Source organism: Trabulsiella guamensis ATCC 49490 (assembly GCF_000734965.1).
Taxonomy (GTDB): domain Bacteria; phylum Pseudomonadota; class Gammaproteobacteria; order Enterobacterales; family Enterobacteriaceae; genus Trabulsiella; species Trabulsiella guamensis.
Genome location: NZ_JMTB01000117.1, coordinates 100,470 through 123,055, shown reverse-complemented (window position 1 = coordinate 123,055; position 22,586 = coordinate 100,470). Strand labels below are relative to the sequence as shown.

Sequence of the window (22,586 nt, the reverse complement as noted above, 5' to 3'; positions counted from 1 at the left end):
TCATCAGCCGTTATGGGTGAAGACCAGTGTATTGTTACCTGTCATTCCGCTGTCTGATGAGCAGGTTTTGCCTGCCTCTTCTGCACTGACCAGACCGTCACTGTAATCAGTACTGTTAATGGTGATAGCACTGAATGCTCCACCGGAACCGAGCTGTGTAGTGATAGAGATGCAGTCTGCCTGCGGAACTTTCTGCGTTGTAACTGAAAATCCATTGTTAAATCCATTCGATGCCACAGGAGCCAGAACGACCTGACCACCATAACCGTTCCACATCGTAGCGGTACCGGAACTGGCTGTTCCCTGGATAGTCCAGCCAGCCTTTGGTGCGCCCCCCTGCTGGATAAGCGTTCCCGTCATAGTTGTACCGCTCGTAAAGTTATATCCCCCCTGCGCCTGCTTAAGCGACTGCGCGTTTGTCACGACGGTCTGGAGATTTGAAACCTCAACGGCAACGGACTTTTTCCCCCAAAGACTCCAGACCAGAGCACCAACCAGAGCCAGTACGATAATCGTCCCGATCGCAATGGTACCGTGTTCAAGAATGCCCCAGCCCCGGTCAGGCTGATGTTGGCGATGTGGTAATGTCTGAGCTGACATGGCGGTTCCTTAATGTAAGTTGAAAGTGTTCATGTCCTGAATCTGCATCACCATCATCAGGATGAGTAAGAAGAAACTCATAATCAGAACGAGAGAAAAGAGTTTGGTGGCATTCGCCCGACGCGCGACGCGCGCGAGCGCCTGCTCCAGCCAGCGGTCCGCATAATTGGTGATGAGCGAAGCAGCACCATCCCCCTTATCCAGAAGAGAGAGATAGTTCACAGCCTCACGGCTCGGAAAATCATATCCGCTGTTACGCAGAGCTCTGCCAAGTGAATCGCCTTCACTCATGCACTCCATCGCGGCCTCGATGCGTTCCTGCAGCCAGGGCGGTGCAAAACCGTTAAGGATCTGCAAAGCTTTGAGTTCCTGGACACCCGAACCAAGAAGCGCGCCAATATTCATAAGAAATACAGCTCCCTGCAGGTCTTTATAAACAGACCATGGTAGTAACCAGTCAGCACAGCGCCTGAGACGGCCGCGCCAGCGGGGCAGCGACCAGAAAGACAGCAGCACAAGCCCTGCGGCTGTAGCGGCAGAAGCAACACCCCACTCGGAACTCCACTTCGCTACTCCATTCATAAACCCGAGTGCACCGGTCCAGCGAGCTGGATCGGACATTTTGCTCATGGTGGGAACAAGTGCGAGATTGTTGGCCAGTAGTAGCCCCGTACTCAGGATGGCAAGCGCGGCAGGAAATACTGAGGCAAAAATTACCTGCCCAAGAATTCGCCGACGGGCAACAATCAACTTATCAGCCTGCATCAGCGCGGCAGGAATATTACCGGTTTCCATCCCGGCGCTGATAAGCGCGGCCTCTTCGTAAGGTGCCCAGGCAGCCAGAACATCCTGCAGCGCGCGGCCAGGACGGTTGTCGTTCACACCCTCGATGCAGTCCTGAACAAGTTCATAATAAGGATGCCAGCGCCTGCCAAAATCAGTATGTACATCGCCGATCATGGTCAGCGCGTCTTTCAGGGCCTTACGGTTTTCAAGAAGAAAGTGCAGCGTTTCGTAAAATGGCTGGCGGTATTTCCCAGTAAAAGTGGCTCTGACAAGCCGGTAGCGAATCCTTTCAGGGAACGACATTTCCCGGGATGGATAAAAATGGCTGTCACTTTCCATCAGGCACCTCACAATCCATGATGTCATCCTCATCCAGCGGACAGATGAGATCGCCTTCCAGCGGATCAACAAGACCCTCTGCCAGATAACGCAACAGATGCATGCGGCGAGTAATCCCACCCTGGTTTACCCAGTACTTTCTGGCAACTGAAGGCCCATGTGAAAGCCAAAGTTGCATCAGGCGAGCATCTGTCCGGACAACTTCGGCAATAGCTGTTCGCCCTGTAACGCCACGACTGATAATGCGTCCGGTCAGTGGTACCGTTTTCCGGCAGTGTTCACATCCCTCATAGTTGCGGAAGAAGAGATTTTTCGGTTCGCACAAGCCCGCGACAGAACAATATTTTTCGAGACGCGCGCGGGTTTCTTCATCAAGCTCAGGGACTTTGACTTCCCACGGTACCCGGCAGTGTTCACACAACAGCGGCACCAGACGCTGGCCAATCAGGCCGGTGATGAGTGCAGCATCCGCCAGAAGGTGGCGATCAATACCGAAATGCTCCATACGACGCAGGGAGCCGATAGGGCTCTGGGTGTGCAGGGTCGACAGCACCAGGTGGCCGGTTTCACTGGCGAAAATGGCGGCGAGAAGGGAATACAGGTCACGGATCTCACCGTTCAGGATGGCATCCGGATCGAGACGAAGTGCAGAGGCGTTTCCGTTACTCCAGGCGCGGCTGATGGCCTCCGGTGAATTGTCTTCCGGCATAACGGGGGTCTGAATACCACCCGGAATACGCCCCTCGGGCGGGTTTTCCAGCGTGAGCAGGCGCTTTTTACCGCCGGTCAGTTTCAGCCAGATATCACTGAACACGCGCAGCGTGGCGCTCTTCCCTGAACCAGTAGGCCCGGTCAGCAGCGTCATGCCTTCCGGCATACGCAGGATCTGCATGATGAGCTTAATCTGCTCAGGCAAAAAACCCAGTTGCGGCAGCGTCGGTATATTGTCCCCGTCATCCGGGATCAGACGCATGACCACTATCAGCCCATCCGGAGTAGGACGGTGTTCGTAGCGGGCGCCATAGAGGCCGGCGCGGCGGGCGAACTTTGCATCGATGCGCCCTGACTGCTCACGACCGGCAAAGAATGACTGCTCGCGCACGTCGCACATGGAAAGATAAGATGTGGAGGCCAGCGTCATACCCTCCACATCTTTCACTTCATCCACCACCTCCAGCTCGCCGTGAATACGCAACTGAACGATGCAAATCTTGCGATCACCGCTTATTTCCATATGAATATCAGAGGCATTAAAGTCGTTACCCAGCCTCATATAGCTGATGACCTTATCCTGCGACACACTGACGTCACGGTTACTTAGATCCGCCTCGCTCACACCCTGGTTAAGCCCACGGCCCTGACGCTCTGCCACTTCACGCCGCCGGTTCAGTTCGCTGAGTGTAACAAACTCAGTTTTTGCATCAGCCCATGTCCGGGTGACATCCATAACCCAGCGCTGTATGCCAGGGTCTTTTCGCCGGTTGCCGTCGATGAGTAGCGTAACCCCTCCAGACGGATGCTGCTCGGCAAAGACAAAATCCATGATTTCTTTATCAGGAGACATCATCACCTCAGAATGAAAGTTCAGAATTGTCGCTGAGGCGTACGTTCGTGGACGTAACCTCCGTGACCCGCTTTGAGGTTCCGGGAAGCTGATCGCCTTTTGCTACTTCTGTGACTCCGCCATCCGGCAGAACAATGCGTGCACGCAACTGCGAGCCATGGCCGTAAATCTCCTGAAGGCGCACACCACCGGTCCGCTTTTCACCGACTGCACTGGCAGTCTGTTGTGAAGGAGCTGGCTGCGCCATAAGCGGCATGTCAGGCTGGGCGGCAGTAGACAGATAATTCCTGTCAGTACTCTGTCCGGACTGGCTTTCACGCAGCTGCTGCTCCAGACGCGCCGTCTGCACTTTCTGCTCCAGAATGAGGTTGCGCGCCTGAGCTGCTTCAAGTTCGCCAAGCGTAACGTTCGGCGGAAGTGCATCACTGGTTACGGTTGCCACTGCCTGCCCGCAGAACAGAGCGGACAGCAGCAGGCCCGTTCCCGCGGGATTAATTCTGCGCATAAATGCTCCCCTTCATGGTGTAGTCGAACTGCCCCTGCGGGCTCATGGTGATTGACACGCTGTTCAGGCGGAGCCCGGTCGCATCAAAATCCTGCAGCAGACGTTCAGGCTGCAAACGCGAGCTGACAGTAAAAGTGAATTCGCGCCAGTCCTGTACGGGCATGGTTTTCTCTTGTCCTGGCGCGACCGCTGGCGGTTTCACTTCACTGAACTTGACTTCCAGGTTGCGGCGCTGCAGGTGCGAAATGAAACGCATCAGTTGGGCATCCGCGCCAGGCAAGGCCTCGTCGGTATACTCACTTACGCTGTATTTCCGGAAGGGAATGAATACGTCGCCGTTTTTACCTCCCTCCTGAAGGTTGAAAACAGCAGAATGCCCAAGAAGCACCCTTGCGCGGTGGGAGAAATCCTCCACCGTAGCACCAGGTGTGGCGAGGTAACGCAAGCGCAGGCCTTCAGGGACACATTCACCGTCCGTAAAGCGCCAGCCAGCCACCGAGGCGAAAAGTGGTTCGCGTGTCAGCCAGCAATTACCAAGTAAAAGCGAAACTGGTGGCTGAGAGGCCCACGGATGCGGCGCTCGGGCTGGCGCAGCTGGCTTATCAGCAGACATCGCCATTCGGGCGCGAAACTCTGCCATTGCAGCAGCCTGTTCCGCTTTTTGCTGAACGTCGTCGTACCAGTAAATTCCTGCTGCTGCCACGAGTGTAATAAGCGCAGCAGGCATAATGAGCGACATCGTCGTCAGGCGCTTACCCAGGCGGCAACGCTTCAGTTGCGAACGGTTCAGCCTGTCAGTGAGCGAGGTTGCATCACAATTATCATCTGCGGTTGCAGCACAGCGCAGACCCGGTGTATCAGCATCGTTAAAACGCAGGAAGTTTTCTGCTGCTGATTCTATCTTCGCGCGTGAACCGGTCACATCACCCATGACAGAAAGCTGCCCACCGCTGGCTGCAAAGAAAACCCAGAGATCTTCGTTGCGGCTGAGGCGGTATATGCCCCATGTATTTCCCCCTTCAGACAGCAGGAATGCTACTGCAAGAGAGTAAGGGCTCCGTCGCACACGCCCGGGGGAAACGACCCCCATCATTGATGCGTTACGCCTGCCGGCAACTACTACATGCGTGTCAGGTGAGGCTTTTCCCCGGAATCGCGTTAACAGTACGCTCCGCTGCTGCTCCCAATGAAGTCCTGCCATCCAGTCGCGACGGTGGTGGGTGACGCGAATGCCGCTACGGAGTGAAGATTTTTTCTTTGATGACATGGATTACCTCAGCAGTACAGGGGTGATCATAATCACGAGCGTGTTACGACCGCGCGTACCGTTCTGGCCGCCGCCCAGGATAAAGTTGTCGGGTGTGAATGTTCCCTGCTTGTTTGCAGAAAGGTTCTGTTGCTCAGATCCGGTTAATACCAGTGTCTGGCCTGAGCGCAGGTTAACTTTACGTGCCAGCCCCTGTGTCGAGGTATTCGGTATATCGTTACGGGTATTCCCGTCCCTACTGATAAATTTCTCTATCTGCGGTGGACTGGTATAGCTAAAAGCGAACTGCAGTTGCACGTCACCGTTTTCCTGGATGAACGGCAGCATGGTCATGAACAAACCGGTGGTGATTGTGGTTACGGTCTGTGAGGAAGTAACCCCGACGTTAGCTGTTGCAGTTGAACTGGAACTTGTCAGAACGCCCTGTTGGTTTGAGAGCTGATAAGCTACCGGCGTCAAATTTGCTGTTGGGTCGGTCTGGTTCAGCGCCATGCTGACGTTGCCCTGCTTGGAAAGCGCTTTAATCAGCAGGCTGGAGCCGGAAAATTTGGCGGCATTGCCTGTTGCCGTGTCGAGAATCGAAATGCCGGCACTTCCTGCTGAAGTCGAAGCATTGGCCATTGAACCGGTCAGAGTGGCGCCAAAATTGTGCAGGGATTTGTATACGAGCCCCCAGTCAAGACCCAGTTGCTCATTACGCGTCTGGTTGACGCTGACAATCTGTATGTTGAGCTGGACCTGCCTGCTTAGAACCTTATTCTGATACTCAATGTAACGACCAATACGCTCCAGAACGTCCGGTGTGTCAGTAACACTCAACGTGCCAGTAGCTGCTGAAAGCCAGAAACGACCAGATTTTGGCGTCAGCATCTGCTCGATGGTTTTACGAATGTCGTCGTACAGGTCGCTGTTCATGCCATAATCGGTCTTCTGATTAGAGCTAATGTCTCCGCTAGTCCCCCCCGATGTGCCGCCACCGCTGCCCAGCTGATTGCCAGAGCCGGAGTTAATTGATGCGCTACTGTTTACTTTCGTATTCAGGATAACGAGCTGAAAAGTGCGGGTATCCTGTCGATAAAAATAAACTCCGTTTCCGTCACTGCGCCATGACAGCCCGTACCCGCTGGCTTCGACATCGAGCAGATCACGAATATCTCCCTGGAATTTAAGGCCACGCATGAGCGCCGGTGATGGCTGAACGGAGACGGGCTGAGCTGACGTAGCCCCCATCTGTGCCAGGGGAACCCGACTATTGTCATCCGGCGCCGGCAGTTGACCACTCATCTGAGAAGTTACCACGCTGCCGGTACTCACGTTGCTCAGCGCAGCAAATGCATCTGGTGTGATGGAGACTCGTATACCACATAGCGCAGTGATGCGCTGTCCCAGCTCAGGCAGTGAAATACCGTCAGGACGATTAATCGTTATCTGACAGGGAGGCAGATTCTTTTCGTCCGGAGTGGAGACCACTGGCGTGACTGGCTGCAGGTTTACCCAGGGCTTATCCATCCAGACAACAGTTGGTTGTGATATGGACTGACGACTCTGCAACACTCGCTGAGCCGTATCGGCCTGCCCAACGGCTTCCTTGTCTATTTTGCTGATTTCATTCAGCGAACATGATGACAGCACAAACGCAGCGGTAAGCACTGTCAGGCAGAAAGGTATACGCGGCATCCGCAGCTCCCTGATTCTGTTAGTTAAGATAAACAATGCTGCCTTCCGTCACACCGGACGGCAGAGACAGGTTCATATCAGTGCCATCCGCCATCCGCAGACGACCGCCGCTTACGGTCAGGGCAAGCGCAGAAGTCACTGAGCGGGCGCGCAACGCGGCATAAACACCGTCTGTTTCAGGTACCCAGATCCACAGGCGACCGTTCTGAATAATGCTTTTGATGCGACTGTCTGGTAACGGCACCATTCCAGTCAGTGCGGTTGATACGGGGCCATCTGTTATGGACCGCCCGTGACGCCAGTTATTTACGACATCAGCAGTCCGAAGCATGTCTGCTGCAAGCTGTTCAGGCTGAGTCTGCTGCAGCGCAAGCCGTACATGCTCTGATGAGTGGTGCTGTGCATCACCGGCTATCAAGATGATGACAAGACAAAGCGCGAAAACTGGCAGCGCATATCCCATATCATTTCCCGTCCTGAATCGGCTTATCGTCCACGAATACCAGGCACTGAAGACGATTTGGTGCTGCATAGAGGGGTTTTTCTGCAGGGCGATATAACCTAAACAGCTGCACGATAATCGACTCGAAATTACCGTGCAGCGTAAATGGTACATCGATGCGGTAGTTAACAGGCGTTGGCCAGATAACTACCCAGGTAGGACTACTGCCACTCTCACAGTGAACCGATGTAGCCCATTGGATCAGAGTCTCTTTTAACGTAGTGCCTGCCTGCGCGGTCCAGGCCTGTCCGTCTGGTAACGAGGAAAGCAATGCTCCCGGAGTGAAAACAGTTTTTCCGCTGACCGGAGCAGTAGGAGAGATGACAGTGGAAGGTGGATTACTGTTCTGAACCGTTCCACCTGGTTTCACTGCACCAGATGGAGTTAAAGGCACACCAAGAGCAGCTTTATTCAGAGGTGTTGACGCAACTGACAATGCTGACGGCGCAGGAGCAGGAGCCAACTCTGTTGATGGTTTTACCTTGCCAGATGTTAACTTAGCTGCGGGACCTGCCTGTGTTTTCTGCACCGGAACCGTAGATTTTTCCCCAGGCTCGCTGGCAGAGAACGGGTTACGAGGTGTTTTTGCTGTCGTTGCAGCAGATAAAGGGGAAACAGTATGAGAGGTAACTTTTGGTTTCCCTGGTGACAAAATGGAACTTTCCGGCCGAGCCGAGGGCAACGGATAGCTGTTATTTCCAGTACCAGAAAGTCCCTTAGAACTGTTAAGTAGTGTACCTGTAGAAGCCGATTTCCCTGTTCCCTGACTTGCTACACTCGCCTGCAAGGGACCTGTTGTTGAGAGGGCAAGATGTCGGTATTCATCACGCAGAACGAAACAAATTTCTCGATTCAGGTCATCTACGCGCATACGCCATGCAGGCCCGGCCAGGATTTGTAAAGCATCTCCAAGCTTCACAGGTCCTATTGAACGCTGCACAGCCGGTAATGGTTTAACGAACAATTCAGAGAATACACCCGGTTCGCCTGAACACAGTGAATAACCTGATTCAAGCATCACGTATCGCATACCTTCCCCAATGGTATTCACCATCTGCAAAGGCATCCTGATATCGATAATCTGATTCAGTGGGTCACGCTGAGCATCTACAGGTCGCGTACTCGCAAGTATGTAACGATCGTATCGAACAACTTCAGGGGAACGGTTTTGATAAAGATCCTGAACACGGGGAGAGCCCTGAAGCCTGCTCATGGGTTCAGAGCGAGAACTAAAGTCTGTGCAGCCAGCGGCAAGCAGACATAGCGTGATGGCCCCAAGCCGATAACGTGTCTGCAGGTTTATTTTTACCATCAGGAATCCCCAGGAGTTGTCCGAAACAAGTCGGATATTCTGGCGGGGATGCCTTTTCGGACAATGCAAAACTATTACTGCGAACTGAAGAAAATTTCCTCGGTGGGGCAACCGCTAAAGACCAGGATATCCAGTTTCAAGGGTTATCACCGTTTTCGGGAGCAGGGAAAGGAGCTACACGAGACCGATTAATCCAGCCAGTTGGCAATACCTTAAAAAGAAAAGCGCCGGAAAATCCGACGCCTTAGTCTACAACTTAGTCATTATCAGGCTACGCGATGTGGAACATGGGTCACATCACCATGGCCAGCAAGCAAGCCATCGACTGAGATATCCTCATCGAGATTATCCCAGTGAATACCACGTTTACTCAGTTTATAGTCATTACGTTCTTTGTCTGTGGCATTCAGCAGACGAGGAAACCAGGCGATTGGTACGCCCATCACCCTGCCATCGTTTAATTCGACCCACATGGTGGTCTCATCAAATCGTACATTTTTAGCAGAAATAGTCATTTCTGGCCTCTACAAACATCGTCTTCTTTATATTCTGACGCTGAACAATCCCTGCCTCTGCTGGAATCACTGGTAGCATTCATCAGTTGACAAAGAACTCACATCACTTTGAAAGATGCTGAGTAAATTCGGTAACTGAAGTCAGAACACTCAGCCTGTGAAAACCAGATTCAAAGAATAACGGAATGTTACATATTTGAAACTATCATAATTTGTAGAACAACGTGTTAGCCGCAACCGGTGACTGAACAAAACCAAAGTATTCATAGAATGCTTTAGCCCGCTCATTGATTGCATGTACCATGATAGCCTTGATTCCGACTTGATCCGCCAGATTCGAGACACGTATCACTGCATCATTCAGCAACCATTTTCCGAAATTATGTCCTTGAGTACATACATCAACTGCAAGGCGACCCAACAAAACAATCGGCACTGGATCCGGCATATTCTGCCGCAAGCTACGACTCAAATCGACATGACTCACTGAGCCAGTTGCGATGGAATAATAACCCACTACACGCATGGTACCTTCAGGACAGATGACGAATGTACGGGAAGCATTGAGATGTTGATTCTTCATCGCACGCCGGCGAAGCCAGTCATCAAGTACCTCATTCCCGCAATCGAACGGCAAAAGAATATGTTCTTCTGTCAGTAAAGCAGGCGCAGTGACATTTATTTCCATTCAGGTTTTGCATCCATCAGCCGCTGCCGACCTTCAGCATTCTGCACAGGAGCTTCGAGCTGCTTAATGAATGCCTGGTAACGGGCATCATCAAGGACAAACACTCGCTGATCCAGAATAATGTTTTGGGCCTCATGCACAGCCTTCTCAAGGATGAAATCAGTACGATTTTTATTTACCAGACTTGCGGCATAATCAATCACCGCACGTTCTTCATCAGTGGCCCGGAGATTAATTTGCTTATCACGAACGGATTTACGGACAGTAGTTTGCATAACGCCTCCACTTGGTAACAAATTACTATACACTAATACTAGCGCACATGGTAGCAAATTGCTATACATTGTCATTCAGCAGAGGGGAGAAGAAGTATGTTGTGGTTCTTCCAGCCCCCTGCCAGCAGTTCAACTGAAGTTAAAAAAAGCGCCAGTCAAACTGGCGCATCTGTAAAATCGTATCAGGAAATGGCGTAGATCGCTTTTCGGCAGATCCCGTAACCATGCCCCAGGAACGGTATGTCATCATCAAAATCCATCGGAGGTTCATTAGCAGGATTGTGTGGCGCAGCTGACTGCTGAGGCTGCTGAGGCTGAGGCTGCTGAGGCTGCCCCCAACCACCTTGAGCCTGCCCAGGCTGCTGAGCATTGCCGGTACCTGCAGGGGCATTACGACTACCCAGCATCTGCATCGTCCCGTTCACACCAACCACAACTTCTGTTGTCCAGCGTTCAACCCCGCCATTATCAGTCCATTTGCGGGTCCGCAGATGGCCTTCAATGTATACCTGTGAACCTTTTTTCAGATATTCACCAGCTATTTCGGCGAGTTTGCCAAACAATACAACGCGATGCCACTCAGTGTTTTCCTTCATTTCACCGCTTTGTTTATCACGCCATGACTCCGACGTTGCAATACTGAACCCTGTAACAGCTGTGCTATTGGGCATATAACGTACTTCGGGGTCCTGACCGAGATGGCCAACGAGAATAACTTTGTTAATTCCGCGACTTGCCATGATGTAATCTCCTGTACCTAATCATATTCACGCTGCGTCCATTCCCCTTTTTCAAGAGCAATATCGGCCTGCAGACTGGTTTTGTAGTATTCGACTGACTCACGGGACACGGGCCCCATTTCGTTCGCGGTTCCGATATAAAAACCGCGCTGACTGGACAGAACCTGGATCTGTAATTGATACCCAGCTTCTGAAGCCAGTAAACCGAATGGATTTCCCATGCGAGAGCTCCGTTACGTTATCGAGAGAGGTAAATCTCCCGAAAGAGATTTACCGGATGTAAGAAAAAAGAATTAAAACGAGTTCGGATCGTAGTCTTTAGGAGCCGCAGAACCTTGTTCCGGGGTTTGAGATGCATTTGGCGCTGTGTAAACGACTTCCTGGCCTTTCTTAATGAACTCGACCTTAATCAGGCGAGCCTTCAGAGAAGGTCTGGATTCACCGGAATGTTCACCCGACTGAAGGGTAAACACGTCAGCTTTCAGGCCGCTCAGCACAAACCCCAGCAATACTTTTTCCTCTTCATCCACGGCCTTCTGGCAGCGGTTGATGAGTTTTGTAGCCTCTGGGCCCGCAACAGTGACATCGAAACGAGTGTATGACGCATTGTCGGTAGGACCAGTCAGGGCATTAATGACAGCGCAGGTAAATTCACCGTTTTGGCCCTGTACACGACGAATCGAGCTCAGGTAGCCGATACCGCTTACGTTAAGATTGAAATACTCTTTTTTCTGGCTGGCAGAGGAAGAGGTGGTGGAAGAAGATGCAGTTGTAGTAGCAGTCATGATGTTATCTCCGGAGTGAAAACTAAACTGGTAGCGGAGAAACATCTATCCCTTGCGGGATAACGTTTCCCGCAGGGAAGTCAGCAAATTTTTGCCGACTGGCTGTATTTGTGAAATGGACCTCAACTCGCCAGGAGTACCTGTTCTCAGAGGTTAAACAGGTTTACCACCCGAAGGCGCCACTCTCAGGTTTTATGTGGCATTGGCATGTGATTACCCGAAGGCGCCCTTCTCAAATCACCAGGGCATTGGCAGTTGTCGATGACAACGATTAGCCTCTTTATCATTTATTCAGACGCAGCAGATGTCAACGCCGGTGTGCGTAAAAAATCATCAATGCCAAAAAATAAAAAAAGCGGCACCTTTCGGCACCGCCTGTGAGGTCTGCACCATTAGACCTGATGTTGACCTGCTTACGCAGTTGCTCCGGGGGTGTGTTCAGGACCCGGCACGGTTTCACGGAGTTTTGTGCCTTTTTGACTCACGTTCAGGTGTGGACGCGGCCAACAAGACTGTATCCTGCAAGCACTGCATTTGATGCTCACAGGACCCGCAGTCACGGGGTGCGGCTTCAGAGCCGTCGCAACAATAGCAAAGGCATCCTGTCCCCGCAATGAGAGACAAGGAATTAATTATTCTTTGGTTTTACAGCCTTAGAGCTACGCGCGCTTTTACGTTTCTGGGTGTCGTTGTTGATGATTCCTTTGCAATCAGGATAACGAGTACACCCCCAAAACTCTCCTTTCTGTCCTTTTTTTAGGCGAGTTTTCCCCCCACATAAAGGGCACGATGGTGCGGGTAGTATTCTAATGCTCACCCGCTGCTGTCCTCCCATGCTGACAAGGTTACGGGTCCATCCGACCTGTCGCTGCAAAAAATCATTCAGGGTAAGGCGTCCTTCTGCTACTTCATCCAGAGCCTGTTCCCAAAGTGCAGTCATTCCGGGGTCGGTTAACTGCGAGGGCAGAGCATCAATGACATCAGCACCAAGATCAGTCGCGCGAAGCTGCTTACCTTTGCGCACAATAAATCTGCGGTTCAGCAGTTGCTCAACGATACCAGCACGGGTGGCTTCCGTACCTAATCCGGCGTTGTCCTTCAGTACTTTACGAAGAGCAATATCAGTAACAAACGCTGACGCGTTCATCATAGCGCCGATGAGTGTTGCGAAAGTATAGTGAGCCGGCGGATGAGTCATTTGCTGCACGACCTCTGCACCGTTTACTCCGCAACGGTCACCCTTCCTGAGAGGAGGAAGTTCAATACTGAGATCATCATCCCCTGCACTATCCTCTTCCTCCTTACTGAACAGGACCTTCCAGCCCATTACAATCTCCGTCCTTCCTGTTGTGCGGAACAGTTGCCCGCCAATGTCAAACTGCAGACGAGTAATATCAGATTCGTGCAGAGGAAGAAATTGTGCCAGATAATTTCGGCGGATAAGGGTGTATACCCTTCGCTCTGCCTCACTTAACGCAGAAGACTTAAACGCGTTTCGGGTAGGGATAATGCCATGGTGAGCTGTGATTTTTTTGTCGTTCCATATACGCGAAACAAACGAAGTATTTAGACCTGAAAGAAGAGAACTACACTCTGGATCAGACAGACCAATAGCGGAAAGAACCGAGGGGATTTCCTCACGCATAGACTCAGGAAGGTATCCACAATCAGTTCGTGGATAAGTGGTTGCCTTGTGTTTCTCATAGAGGCTCTGTGCAGTGTCAAGCACCTGCTGGGGTGACATATCCCAGAGCAGGCCACAGGCCTGTTGTAAAGTGCCGAGCGAAAAAGCCAGCGGCGCTGCCGCTTTTTCACGCTTCGTCTCACATTCTGTTACGGTCGCTGCTCCAGCCTGCCGGCAAAGATGCGCTACCTGCTGAGCTATATTTTGGTGTACACAGCGTTTTTCTTCGTCGGTATAAACCTTTGCAGGTACCCATTGCGCCGGAAAAGTTCTCCCTCCCGCACTCAGAAGCGCCTTAACCTGCCAGAAAGGTTTTGGGACGAATGTCGCTATCTCCCGATCACGCCGGACAACCAGTGCCAGGGTGGGAGTCTGCACCCGCCCGACAGAAATCACACCGTCGAATCCTGACTGTACTGCAAGCAGTGTATACAGACGGGACAGATTCATTCCAATGAGCCAGTCGGCACGAGCGCGACCAAGTCCCGCATGATACATTCCAAGAGTTTCGGCACCCGGTCGCAGATCCTGGAGAGCTGCACGGATGCTCATTTCATCAAGGGCAGAAAGCCAAAGCCGCTGTACAGGACCGTCCCAGCGGCAGTATTCCAGCAATTCACGGGCAATTACTTCTCCTTCCCGGTCCGCATCAGTGGAGATAACCACATCATCGACCTGGCGCAGCAGCCGCTCAATAACCTTGAACTGAGACTGCGTCTCCTTTTTTACCACCACCTGCCATGGGGAAGGCAGGATCGGCAGAGCAGAGAGCGACCATGGTTTGCCATACTGTTGACCGTATGCTTCAGGCGATGCGGTCTCCAGCAAATGCCCTACTGCCCAGGTAACAGTGACGCCAGGACCAGTTAGAAAACCGTCGCCACGTCGGGTGGCACCCAAAACATTCGCAAGATCTCGCCCCTGTGAGGGCTTTTCGCAGATAAACAACCGCATGGTGGTTCCCCGGTCAGGCAGCCCGATATCGCATACGAAGCAGGTTTACGCTCGATTCATTAACCGGCGGTGAGAAAGCTGAGCGCTTTTCACCAAGAAGAACAGACAAGTCTGGCTCTCCCGCCACCTCGCATGCTTGTTTCCATGTTTCGTTGTTTTCCACAGCATCAAACCGGGTAGCATCAATACGGCGATAAGATAAAACAGAGCCATAGACCTGACGAATTAATCTGCCACCTTCGCTAAGATGATGATCACGGCGAGAACGTGTAATTAATCCATAATGCGATGCTTGTAGTGCCTTTTTCGCAAACTGATCGAATCCTACTAACAGAAACACACACCTGTAACCCAGAGGGGTTCGTGTAAATACCTGGATATCAAGTGGCTCAACAGATGCAACTTCTGTCAATGTAATACCAGGCGGCAACATTGACATCTCAGCATCAAGTTGCTGTATCAAAGCAGTCATAGAATCTGATGCAACCTTGATCTTTTCTTCCAGGTTAAACATAGCAACATCAGCCCATGGATTATTTCGCAGGGAATCCTGGTTAATCAGAGTCGCACGGTGGAAAAACTGAGGCATACCGATAATTCCATGCCTTGCAGGCTTTTCACCGTCCTGTTTTTCAGGCTGACGCCCTTGCCATAACCCGATTGCGTAATTCGTATGCAGTGCGATCGTCATTTCAGACTGCAGCGCACCAGTTCTTTTCTCATTTTTTTCTGCCATCGTTGTCACCTGTACTCAGTTAAGATGAGCAGGCATAGTCCTGAAACACTGGTATCTCCAACAACGCGAAACTCATAATTCCAAGAACGAAATTGTAAGTTGGTTAAAATTTGTACTTGCTGCGCCCCGCAGCAAGCTCATTTTTTAACCAGCAGCAATACTCTCCCGCAAGACCCCAACCACAACACATCGAAACCTGATTCTTTTTTGTACTTGTTGCGCCCCGCAACAAGGTCATTATTTAACCAGCAGTAAAACCATCCCGCGAAACATTAACCACTACACATCAGAGTTGATTATTTTTTGTACTTGTTGCGCCCCGCAACAAGCTCACTTTTTAATCAGAAAAGATATTTGATGCCATAATCATTTCTGGACCTGTTGCCGAATAGCCGCAATCATCGCCCTTACCTGCCCCTGAGACGGGCGTTTCGCAGGTTGAACAGGGATGTTGGCTGTAGGTACAGTACGTGATTCAACCGGGCGGGAAATTGTTCCACCAGAACTCGCAGACGCCGTATCCTCTGAAATTTTCAGCTCACCACTTCGCGCCCTGCGAAGCATAGAGAACATCCAGCCCACCGGATTGTTGAGCCTTCCAAGGGCCTGTTGCTCACGCAGCATGTCAGCAAGGGCCTTTGCCATTGTCTCCGGAAGCGAAGCCATCTGCGTACTCAGCATCTGCCTGTCTTCACTGTTCAGAGCGTTCAGAAAATCATCTGGCAGGAATTGCTCACCACACGGTACGTACGTTTTTTTATTCACACTGTGTGTGAAAGAACGTACGTTACAGTCCGAATTTCGGACTCCGGCGTAACTCCTTGATTTTTTACTGAGTCCATTTTCCGGACTCTGTGAATTATCAGGTTTAAGGGAACTGAGTCCGTTTTCCGGACTCAGTGAATTCGGGCTGTTTTTTATGCGTTTTTTACTGAGTCCTGATTTCGGACTCGGTTGCACAGCCTGTCGCTGACGAGCCATTTGTTCTGGTGTGGAAGGTGCACTCAGCCGGCTCTCAATAATGGCCAGGCGGCTGTGACGGTGGCGCATTCCCGGATCATGAAGGATATCATTGACTACAGCCAGCGCCGTCATACGTACGGCTTTATTCCTGCTCAGGCAACTCTCTTCAACAAGGGTCAGCCAGCCCGGATCAAAAGTCTCAGCATCACGGTAGCCCAGCGGCTCATCATGTTGTGCATAGATATTGCCCCGCACACGACCATGGTCGTCGCGAACACGCTTACACAGGCTGAGCCAGCCTGTAAGACGCAGCATCAGCAGAACGCGGCTGACTGTATCTCTGGAGGCCTTCTCTGAATGTGCCGACGCCAGTTGAACCTGGAGCTCATCATAAGTCGGGAAAACAGCACCTTCATTCTGCTGTGCATACAACCGGATCATCACCCAGGCGGTTTTATCCAGTGGCGAAAGACGTGTATCCAGAAACAGCTGCCGGGGAAACGCATCATGGACATTTCCCATAAAAAGAAGCCCGCTGCGCTCCTGACCAACATCACCAGTGTCTGTACGCCGTTCGAGACTACGCTGCATCCTGGACAGTGTATGAGCAACTATGCTGTCTGCCGGAATGGTCATTTTCTGCTCTCCTCTTCAACCTGAGACAGCACAATGCCGGGACGAACCCGGCACTGTACGGTCAGCAGAGGCATTCCGTTACCGCCGTATTTTACGGTTATAGGTCTCATGATCCATCAGCCACCAGTGTTTACCTCCATCCTTACTGAGGATGCGCCAGAACGGCCCAACATCTATCTTGAGATAGCCATTCATCGGCAACCGACGGAATACCTTCTCACCGCAGCACACTGCGCTGAACAGCCGTTGCGCCCTGCGACGAACCGAGGGGGAAACGTGCTGACGTGAAGAAAAGTCGGTCATCTGCATCATGCTTCCTTGCGCTGTTGTGATTCACTCTTGCGGGTTGGAGTTGTCTCCCGGCACCACTGGCAGACCCTGCTCCAGACTGCGGTCAGTGACAGGCCATGTTGCTCAGCGGCAAGCATCATCGCTTCCAGAGCCTGATGAGAGTCCGGGGATGATAACCCGGCAGCCTTCCACTCGATCCAAAGTGCCGAATCCTGTGGCTCCGTCAGAGATTGTGTGCGGCCCTGACGAGACTCTATCCCCATCAGACGACGCCGTGCGCTAACCTCTGATGGAGACAGGCCGAAGTATTTATCAATCAGTTCCATTGAACCGCCAAGCTCAAGCGCCCGGTCTATCATCAGCATTCGTTTCTGCTCATTACGTGCCTGGTTGAGCATCAGCCAAAAATTTTCGTGATTCAGGCTAACATCAAGCACAGAAACGTGTGACTGGCTCAAATAATGCAGCTCATCAAGGCTCAGCTGACTCAGTGCGCGTATCTCCTCGAGTGACATTCCCAGCGACTCACAGCGGCGGATATTGCCGTTTTTAACATCCATCAGCAGTGATGAAAGGATGGCCGTGGTGGCCTGTGAAAGGTTGTGCTGGCTCATAGGGCCCCTCCTGATATCATCTGATCGGCAACAAGCAGAACATCAAAAAGCCAGCCCGACAGGCAGGCACTCCATAAAATAATGTTACTCATGTGTACAGCCTCCCGCCGTAATCTGCTGTTGAGCCTGCGCACCAGTCAGGCCTTGATGAACTTCAGTATCCCGCCCCGCGAGCCAGCCCGCTACGCGTGCTGCTCTGTCGCCACGGCATTTACCGGCCGCCCTGACGTTTACATTCCCCAGGGTGTCGCCGGTGTGACGCTGGGCAAGCCAGCGCTGAAGCATGGAATTCTCACATTCTGAAGGCGCAAATGACTGCAGTACCTGCCAGACGCCAGATACCCATCCTTCACGAAACTGATCGGCTCTGCGACGAAGCGTGTTCTTAAGAATACGGCGCTTCCGGTATCCGGCAATCTGACCGTCAGTGTCTGCACGAAGTTGCCGCTGTAAAACGGTATAGATATAGAGCGCAACTTCGGCTCTCCCGCTGAAACCATAAAAGTGCAGAGATCGGCGAACGCTTTTTACACCACTGCAACTAGTGTGAATATGCCAGCCAAACCAGCAACGGCAGCCCGTGGCCATGCATACCACTGTTGCGAGTGAACTTAGCCAGGCTGGCACTTTTTCAGCATTACTGGTCAGGTTCTGACAGACGGATTCCTGGATATCATGAAGAGAAAGCATGTCAGGGGTCAGCCCATGACGCTGCATCAGCCGTTGAGCCAGAGCCACTGCACGGGCCGCCTCGTGTGGATTACTGTTCCGGGTACCCAGCGCCATCAGTCGCCGGATACGTGCAATCACTTTTGTATTTTCAGACATGGTGTAGCCCCCTGCAGCCGGCAGCACGGTGAACATCCTGCTTCTCCTTCACATCCTGACAAGCAGCACACAACTCTACGCCCGGCACTGCCAGCTGACGGGCAGCGGGAATGTCCGCGCCGCAGCATTCGCAAATCTCTTTTGACGGGCGTAACGAGTGCACTTTTGCCCTGATAGCATCGATGCCGCGCTGGGTGAAAATAGCGGTACTGACCTGAGCCATTTCATCATTCAGGTCCTCAGACATTTTCCCCTCCCTTCGCAGCCAGACGCTGCAGCTCACGCAGACGCCGTATAACGCGGATAAGGCGCATTGTTTTTACAACAGTGACATCATCGAAAACGGCAGTATCTGCAGGTTCCTGAAAGCCAAAAAAATTCAGGCAGAACATGAACATATTGAACTGTTTGTTAGGCAGTGAACCTGATAGCCCGGCGAGGAAAAGAGTAAACTCGCTGGCATTCTCTGAAATGGAGAAACCAGCTGAATGATGGTCTTTATCCTCCCGAACACAGTCCGCGCAGCCCATCGCTTCCGCAATTTCGAAAGTAAGCCGATAAGCCATATCCTGCAGGTGCTCGATGTCGTCCTGTAATGCGGAGATGTGCCAGATATCATTGACCGGTTCCAACCCGGTTGCGGCGAAGGCCACGGAGCTAACTGAAGGTGTGGAAGTTTCATCCTGTTCACCAAAAGCAGAAATGAGCGCGCTGGCATTAACATCTGACTTAAATTGCCATTCTCCGGCGTTATCAGGATTCTCTGTCTGACCGGTAATCACAGGATTTCCGCCAAACAGGTCATTCTGTACTTCACGACGCGTCTCACTTCCAACAGACATACCGCCGGGAAGTGCAGTATTGTCCTGAAGTTCTGGTACTGCTTCCGGACGCCCTGGCGTGGTCAGCGTACCGCTACGCAGACCAGTAACAGGGGGCTGGGATGAGTTATCTGCAGGCAGGGTCGTCACTGGTGGTGTTGTGCGCTCCCGCCCACCTGACTGTTCAGACGCGGGCGTAGGTGCTGGCAGTGGAGGCGGTTCGCCAAACTGTTCCCGGCGTTTTTGCTCACGAGGATCAAGTTCAATTAACCAGCGGTCATAATTCAGGCTTGGATGGGGAAGAGCCTTAACCAGTTGACCGATAAACTCATCCCTGAAAATATCAAGGGCATAGCTTTCAGGTTCATCAAAACACCGGCAAACTGCACCAAACACATCATCAAGAGAACATTCTGGGTTTACGTCACCGCTGAAAGATTTCCAGACCTTCATAGCAGAAGAACGAAGGCTCAGGAGTGGTGTTGCCTGACCACGGCTCATACCACTTTCAAGCAACTGGGGCATATGTGGATACAGGTAATTAAGCGTATCTTCCATCCGGCTTACGCTGGAGTAATCAATAGGATAACCTTCCTTACCCAACAGATCCGAAAGCTCTCGCAAAGTCACACTTCGACCCAGTTGTTCTTCATAAATTACGCGCGCTTTATGAACACCAAATGCCTTTTCTATATAGGTGAGATCTCCCCTGACCTCATTCTCAGCCAGATGACCAACCAGACATTTTAGACGTCCAGGCCAGGGTTTAAAGATTGTATGAACGCGATAAAAACGTTCATCACCAGTCTCCTGCCAGAGATCGCAGAGGATCTGATACCGGGTATTTCCTCCGTCACTAAAGATATAAACATCATCACCATCCGGATCGCGGGTCACTTTTGGAATCGAATCCAATCCTCGAGCACGGACGGAAGCTTTAATTTCCTCAAAACGAGGGTTACGCCCTTTGCGCGGGTTATCCGGATTGGGGCGAAGCTGGTCAAGGGTAAGAACCATTGCCATTTCGTTTACTGGCTGGGTTACAGGGGGAGTATTATCAGCAGCAGCCTGAACTGGTGATTTTCCTCGCTGCAACATGGCGTCGCCAAGGTTAAGACCACGGGCATTGCTCATGCAAACCTCCCGGTCAGACCAGGGTTAGCAGAGAAACGCGTATATCGGCCTTCGTACTGCAGTCGGATGGTACCAATTGGTCCCTGACGCTGTTTGCTGACAATAATTTCAGCAACCCCCTTGTCTTCAGTGTTTTCGTGATAGACCTCATCACGATAGATAAAGACAATTACGTCAGCATCCTGTTCCAGTGCACCGGAATCACGAAGATCACCATTGTTAGGCCGTTTATCAGCACGACTCTCCAGTTGACGATTCAGCTGCGAAAGGGCAACAACCGGACAACTCATTTCTTTCGCCAGCGCTTTGAGTGACCGCGAGATTTCAGCAATTTCCTGTGTGCGGTTCTCCTGATCCGGACAACGCATCAGTTGCAGGTAATCAAGACCGATGACTGAAGGGTGACCATAACGGCGGGCGTTACGACGGGCGCGAATTCTGAGCATGGCGGGGGTCAATGAGCCTGTGTCATCTATGATGAGGCGGTCTTTAAGGTCCCCCATCAATAGTGAAGATGCGTTTGAAACGCGCGCCCAGTCCTCATCATCCATCTGGCCATTTTTTAAATGTGTTAAATCTACACTGCCAAGTGAAGCGACCATACGCATGAGGATCTGCTCGGTGGGCTGCTCAAGGCTGTAAAACTGCGCATGTGTATCGGCTTTTTTCAGAAGTGAATTCAAAATCAGGCTGATCAGAAAGGCAGTTTTCCCCATTGAAGGCCTTGCAGCTATAAGTATCAGATCAGCTGCCTGCAGCCCGCTGGTCATGGCATCAAAATCGTCAAATCCCGTAGGCGTACCAGTAATACCATCAGGCACATTGCAACGACGTTCCAGCTCTGTAAGAAGTTTTTCCATGCCGTCAAGCAGCGTCACGGCCTGCTGTGGCTCTGAACGTTCTGCCAGCCGAGTAATTTTTTGCTCTGCGGTTTCCATCACCGCCCCGATATCAGCGCCGGATGCCTTAACAGTTTCGGTTATCTCAGTACCAATTGCGACCAACTGTCGCCCCTGGCTGTACCTGGCAACAATGTCACAGTAAGCGACGATATTGGCCGCACTCGGAGTATTTTTTGAAAGTTCAGCCAGATAGGCGAATCCGCCAAGTTGCTCAAGCGCATCCTTACCGCGGCTTTCAATGCTCTCAGCAAGTGTGATCAGGTCAATCGGACGCCCTGCTGCAACCAGGCGCGCCATTTCATGAAAGATGACCTGATGAACCTTGAAATAGAAATCATCGGTATTGAGACGGAGCGCCACTTCATCCCAGCAGTCGTTATCAAGCATCAGGCCACCAATGACGCTCTGCTCAGCATCCTGAGAAAACAGCCCTGATACATTTCTGCGGTTGTTAGAGGTCATTCCTCGCCCCCCGCATTAGCTAACGCATCAAAATTCGCTTTCCACTCAGGGAAAAGTTCACATGCCAACTGATACATTGACGTAAATGCTGAGTCGCTTTTACGCCGGGTATTTTTTTCAAGACGATGTACCGGTACGCCCTTAACATGCCCAAGGACATAGACAGTCAGGTCATAGATACATGTCTCCAGCAAGTCGATATGAATTTTGTCTGCATGGGCGCTGTAGCGTTTATCTTCAACGACCGCTTTGACTTCGGCGAGAGTCTCAACAGACAGATTGTCGTATTCCATACAGTTGATGAGCAATTTTGTGACCGGAAGCTGAATGCCAAACGCACAATAAGGCAACAATTCTTCCATCAGCGCGACTGTACCGCGCATGAACTCCCTGACATCAGGAAGAATTGGTTTGGCAATACCCACCATGGTTCCGGTGGAAGCAAGGATGATTAACTCAGACATCACTGACCGCGAGCCTTGTGAATCGACAATAATCACGCCATATGAATTAAAAAGGGGATGTGAAAGAGCATTTCGGAGACGAACTCGTCCATCAGGCGCATTCAGCATTGCAGTAGGGAGAAAATTACGAGGATCGTTGGAAACGATAATGTCCAGATTATTGATTGACGTACGGGAGATCAGATTATCTGGATTGGAGAGATCAACTGTCTGCATCAACAGTTCGTACAAACCACCAGGGGCTTCGTATTCAAGCGGGAATATACTGCTGGCCGTTGGCTGAGCATGATCGCCATCAATCAGAAGTGTTTTGATGCCTGCATCGGCCAGAAATCCTGCAAGATTAGCTGACTGAGTAGACTTACCCTCGCCGCCCTTAGTGGAAACAACAGGTATAATACGAGGCTTAACGCCCAACTTTGGATAATCGATTGATTGTAAATGCATTTTAGCACCTGAAAATTAATCAGGATGCGATTCAACAAATACCGATCATTCTTCTATGGAATTTAACATTTTGTCACAGGGATTGAAAATCCCCG

24 protein-coding genes are annotated in these 22,586 nt (G+C 51.5%); all 24 read right to left on the bottom strand.

Going from position 1 to position 22,586, the window contains the following annotated elements; translation table 11 throughout:
• Positions 1–3: 3 nt before the first annotated feature.
• The 24 genes from GTGU_RS21055 to GTGU_RS20945 all read right to left on the bottom strand — a co-directional run bounded on the left by GTGU_RS21055 (position 4) and on the right by GTGU_RS20945 (position 22,491).
• Entirely contained in the window at positions 4–600 is a 597-nt protein-coding gene (locus tag GTGU_RS21055; RefSeq protein WP_038162015.1) for a type 4 pilus major pilin, read from the bottom strand.
• Between the two features lie 9 nt (positions 601–609).
• Positions 610–1,725, bottom strand: coding sequence for a type II secretion system F family protein (locus GTGU_RS21050; RefSeq protein ID WP_038162014.1), 1,116 nt, complete (start codon positions 1,723–1,725; stop codon positions 610–612).
• Positions 1,715–3,289 (bottom strand): GspE/PulE family protein, encoded by a 1,575-nt coding sequence (locus tag GTGU_RS21045; protein WP_038162012.1) that lies wholly within the window; start codon positions 3,287–3,289, stop codon positions 1,715–1,717. The genes GTGU_RS21050 and GTGU_RS21045 overlap by 11 nt, the downstream gene beginning before the upstream one ends.
• 7 nt (positions 3,290–3,296) lie before the next feature.
• Positions 3,297–3,794 carry a type IV pilus biogenesis protein PilP gene (gene pilP, locus GTGU_RS21040; protein WP_038162010.1) on the bottom strand — a complete coding sequence of 166 codons (498 nt, stop codon included), beginning with the start codon at positions 3,792–3,794 and terminating at the stop codon, positions 3,297–3,299.
• Positions 3,781–5,061, bottom strand: a complete 1,281-nt coding sequence (gene pilO2, locus GTGU_RS21035; protein ID WP_072012036.1) for a type 4b pilus protein PilO2 — start codon at positions 5,059–5,061, stop codon at positions 3,781–3,783. Before pilO2 ends, pilP begins: the two co-directional genes overlap by 14 nt.
• Positions 5,062–5,064: 3 nt before the next feature.
• Positions 5,065–6,738, bottom strand: a complete 1,674-nt coding sequence (gene pilN / locus GTGU_RS21030; RefSeq protein WP_038162008.1) for a PilN family type IVB pilus formation outer membrane protein — start codon at positions 6,736–6,738, stop codon at positions 5,065–5,067.
• A gap of 19 nt (positions 6,739–6,757) precedes the next feature.
• Complete coding sequence (gene pilM / locus GTGU_RS21025; RefSeq protein WP_038162007.1) at positions 6,758–7,201, bottom strand: type IV pilus biogenesis protein PilM; 444 nt, start codon at positions 7,199–7,201, stop codon at positions 6,758–6,760.
• 1 nt (position 7,202) lies between these two features.
• The gene (pilL2, locus tag GTGU_RS25070; protein WP_072012035.1) at positions 7,203–8,552 is read right to left on the bottom strand and encodes a PFGI-1 class ICE element type IV pilus protein PilL2; all 1,350 of its coding nucleotides are present in this window, start codon (positions 8,550–8,552) and stop codon (positions 7,203–7,205) included.
• A gap of 266 nt (positions 8,553–8,818) precedes the next feature.
• Positions 8,819–9,067, bottom strand: coding sequence for a DUF2442 domain-containing protein (locus GTGU_RS21020; RefSeq protein WP_038162005.1), 249 nt, complete (start codon positions 9,065–9,067; stop codon positions 8,819–8,821).
• Between the two features lie 205 nt (positions 9,068–9,272).
• Positions 9,273–9,755, bottom strand: a complete 483-nt coding sequence (locus tag GTGU_RS21015) for a GNAT family N-acetyltransferase (RefSeq protein WP_038162003.1) — start codon at positions 9,753–9,755, stop codon at positions 9,273–9,275.
• Positions 9,746–10,030 (bottom strand): type II toxin-antitoxin system TacA family antitoxin, encoded by a 285-nt coding sequence (locus GTGU_RS21010; protein ID WP_038162000.1) that lies wholly within the window; start codon positions 10,028–10,030, stop codon positions 9,746–9,748. The genes GTGU_RS21015 and GTGU_RS21010 overlap by 10 nt, the downstream gene beginning before the upstream one ends.
• 182 nt (positions 10,031–10,212) lie before the next feature.
• Complete coding sequence (locus GTGU_RS21005) at positions 10,213–10,770, bottom strand: single-stranded DNA-binding protein (RefSeq protein ID WP_038161997.1); 558 nt, start codon at positions 10,768–10,770, stop codon at positions 10,213–10,215.
• Between the two features lie 17 nt (positions 10,771–10,787).
• Positions 10,788–10,991, bottom strand: a complete 204-nt coding sequence (locus GTGU_RS21000) for a hypothetical protein (protein WP_032676552.1) — start codon at positions 10,989–10,991, stop codon at positions 10,788–10,790.
• Between the two features lie 72 nt (positions 10,992–11,063).
• Positions 11,064–11,555, bottom strand: a complete 492-nt coding sequence (locus tag GTGU_RS20995) for an STY4534 family ICE replication protein (RefSeq protein ID WP_032676551.1) — start codon at positions 11,553–11,555, stop codon at positions 11,064–11,066.
• A 628-nt stretch (positions 11,556–12,183) separates the two neighbouring features.
• Positions 12,184–14,193 carry a DNA topoisomerase III gene (locus GTGU_RS20990; protein ID WP_038161991.1) on the bottom strand — a complete coding sequence of 670 codons (2,010 nt, stop codon included), beginning with the start codon at positions 14,191–14,193 and terminating at the stop codon, positions 12,184–12,186.
• Between the two features lie 13 nt (positions 14,194–14,206).
• Positions 14,207–14,929 carry a PFL_4669 family integrating conjugative element protein gene (locus GTGU_RS20985; RefSeq protein WP_000818555.1) on the bottom strand — a complete coding sequence of 241 codons (723 nt, stop codon included), beginning with the start codon at positions 14,927–14,929 and terminating at the stop codon, positions 14,207–14,209.
• 366 nt (positions 14,930–15,295) lie between these two features.
• A complete protein-coding gene (locus GTGU_RS20980; protein ID WP_038161985.1) occupies positions 15,296–16,528 on the bottom strand; it encodes an STY4528 family pathogenicity island replication protein in 1,233 nt (410 codons plus the stop codon).
• 78 nt (positions 16,529–16,606) lie between these two features.
• A complete protein-coding gene (locus GTGU_RS20975; protein WP_038161982.1) occupies positions 16,607–16,837 on the bottom strand; it encodes a ParE family toxin-like protein in 231 nt (76 codons plus the stop codon).
• Positions 16,837–17,433 (bottom strand): DUF2857 domain-containing protein, encoded by a 597-nt coding sequence (locus GTGU_RS20970; protein ID WP_038161978.1) that lies wholly within the window; start codon positions 17,431–17,433, stop codon positions 16,837–16,839. Before GTGU_RS20970 ends, GTGU_RS20975 begins: the two co-directional genes overlap by 1 nt.
• An 84-nt stretch (positions 17,434–17,517) precedes the next feature.
• Positions 17,518–18,261, bottom strand: coding sequence for a DUF2786 domain-containing protein (locus GTGU_RS20965; protein ID WP_038161975.1), 744 nt, complete (start codon positions 18,259–18,261; stop codon positions 17,518–17,520).
• Positions 18,254–18,508 carry a TraR/DksA C4-type zinc finger protein gene (locus tag GTGU_RS20960; protein ID WP_038161972.1) on the bottom strand — a complete coding sequence of 85 codons (255 nt, stop codon included), beginning with the start codon at positions 18,506–18,508 and terminating at the stop codon, positions 18,254–18,256. The genes GTGU_RS20965 and GTGU_RS20960 overlap by 8 nt, the downstream gene beginning before the upstream one ends.
• Positions 18,501–20,216, bottom strand: coding sequence for a ParB family protein (locus GTGU_RS20955; protein WP_038161968.1), 1,716 nt, complete (start codon positions 20,214–20,216; stop codon positions 18,501–18,503). Before GTGU_RS20955 ends, GTGU_RS20960 begins: the two co-directional genes overlap by 8 nt.
• Positions 20,213–21,580 carry an SPI-7-type island replicative DNA helicase gene (dnaB-PI, locus tag GTGU_RS20950; protein WP_038161965.1) on the bottom strand — a complete coding sequence of 456 codons (1,368 nt, stop codon included), beginning with the start codon at positions 21,578–21,580 and terminating at the stop codon, positions 20,213–20,215. The genes GTGU_RS20955 and dnaB-PI overlap by 4 nt, the downstream gene beginning before the upstream one ends.
• Positions 21,577–22,491 (bottom strand): ParA family protein, encoded by a 915-nt coding sequence (locus GTGU_RS20945; protein WP_051857403.1) that lies wholly within the window; start codon positions 22,489–22,491, stop codon positions 21,577–21,579. Before GTGU_RS20945 ends, dnaB-PI begins: the two co-directional genes overlap by 4 nt.
• Between the last annotated feature and the right edge of the window lie 95 nt (positions 22,492–22,586).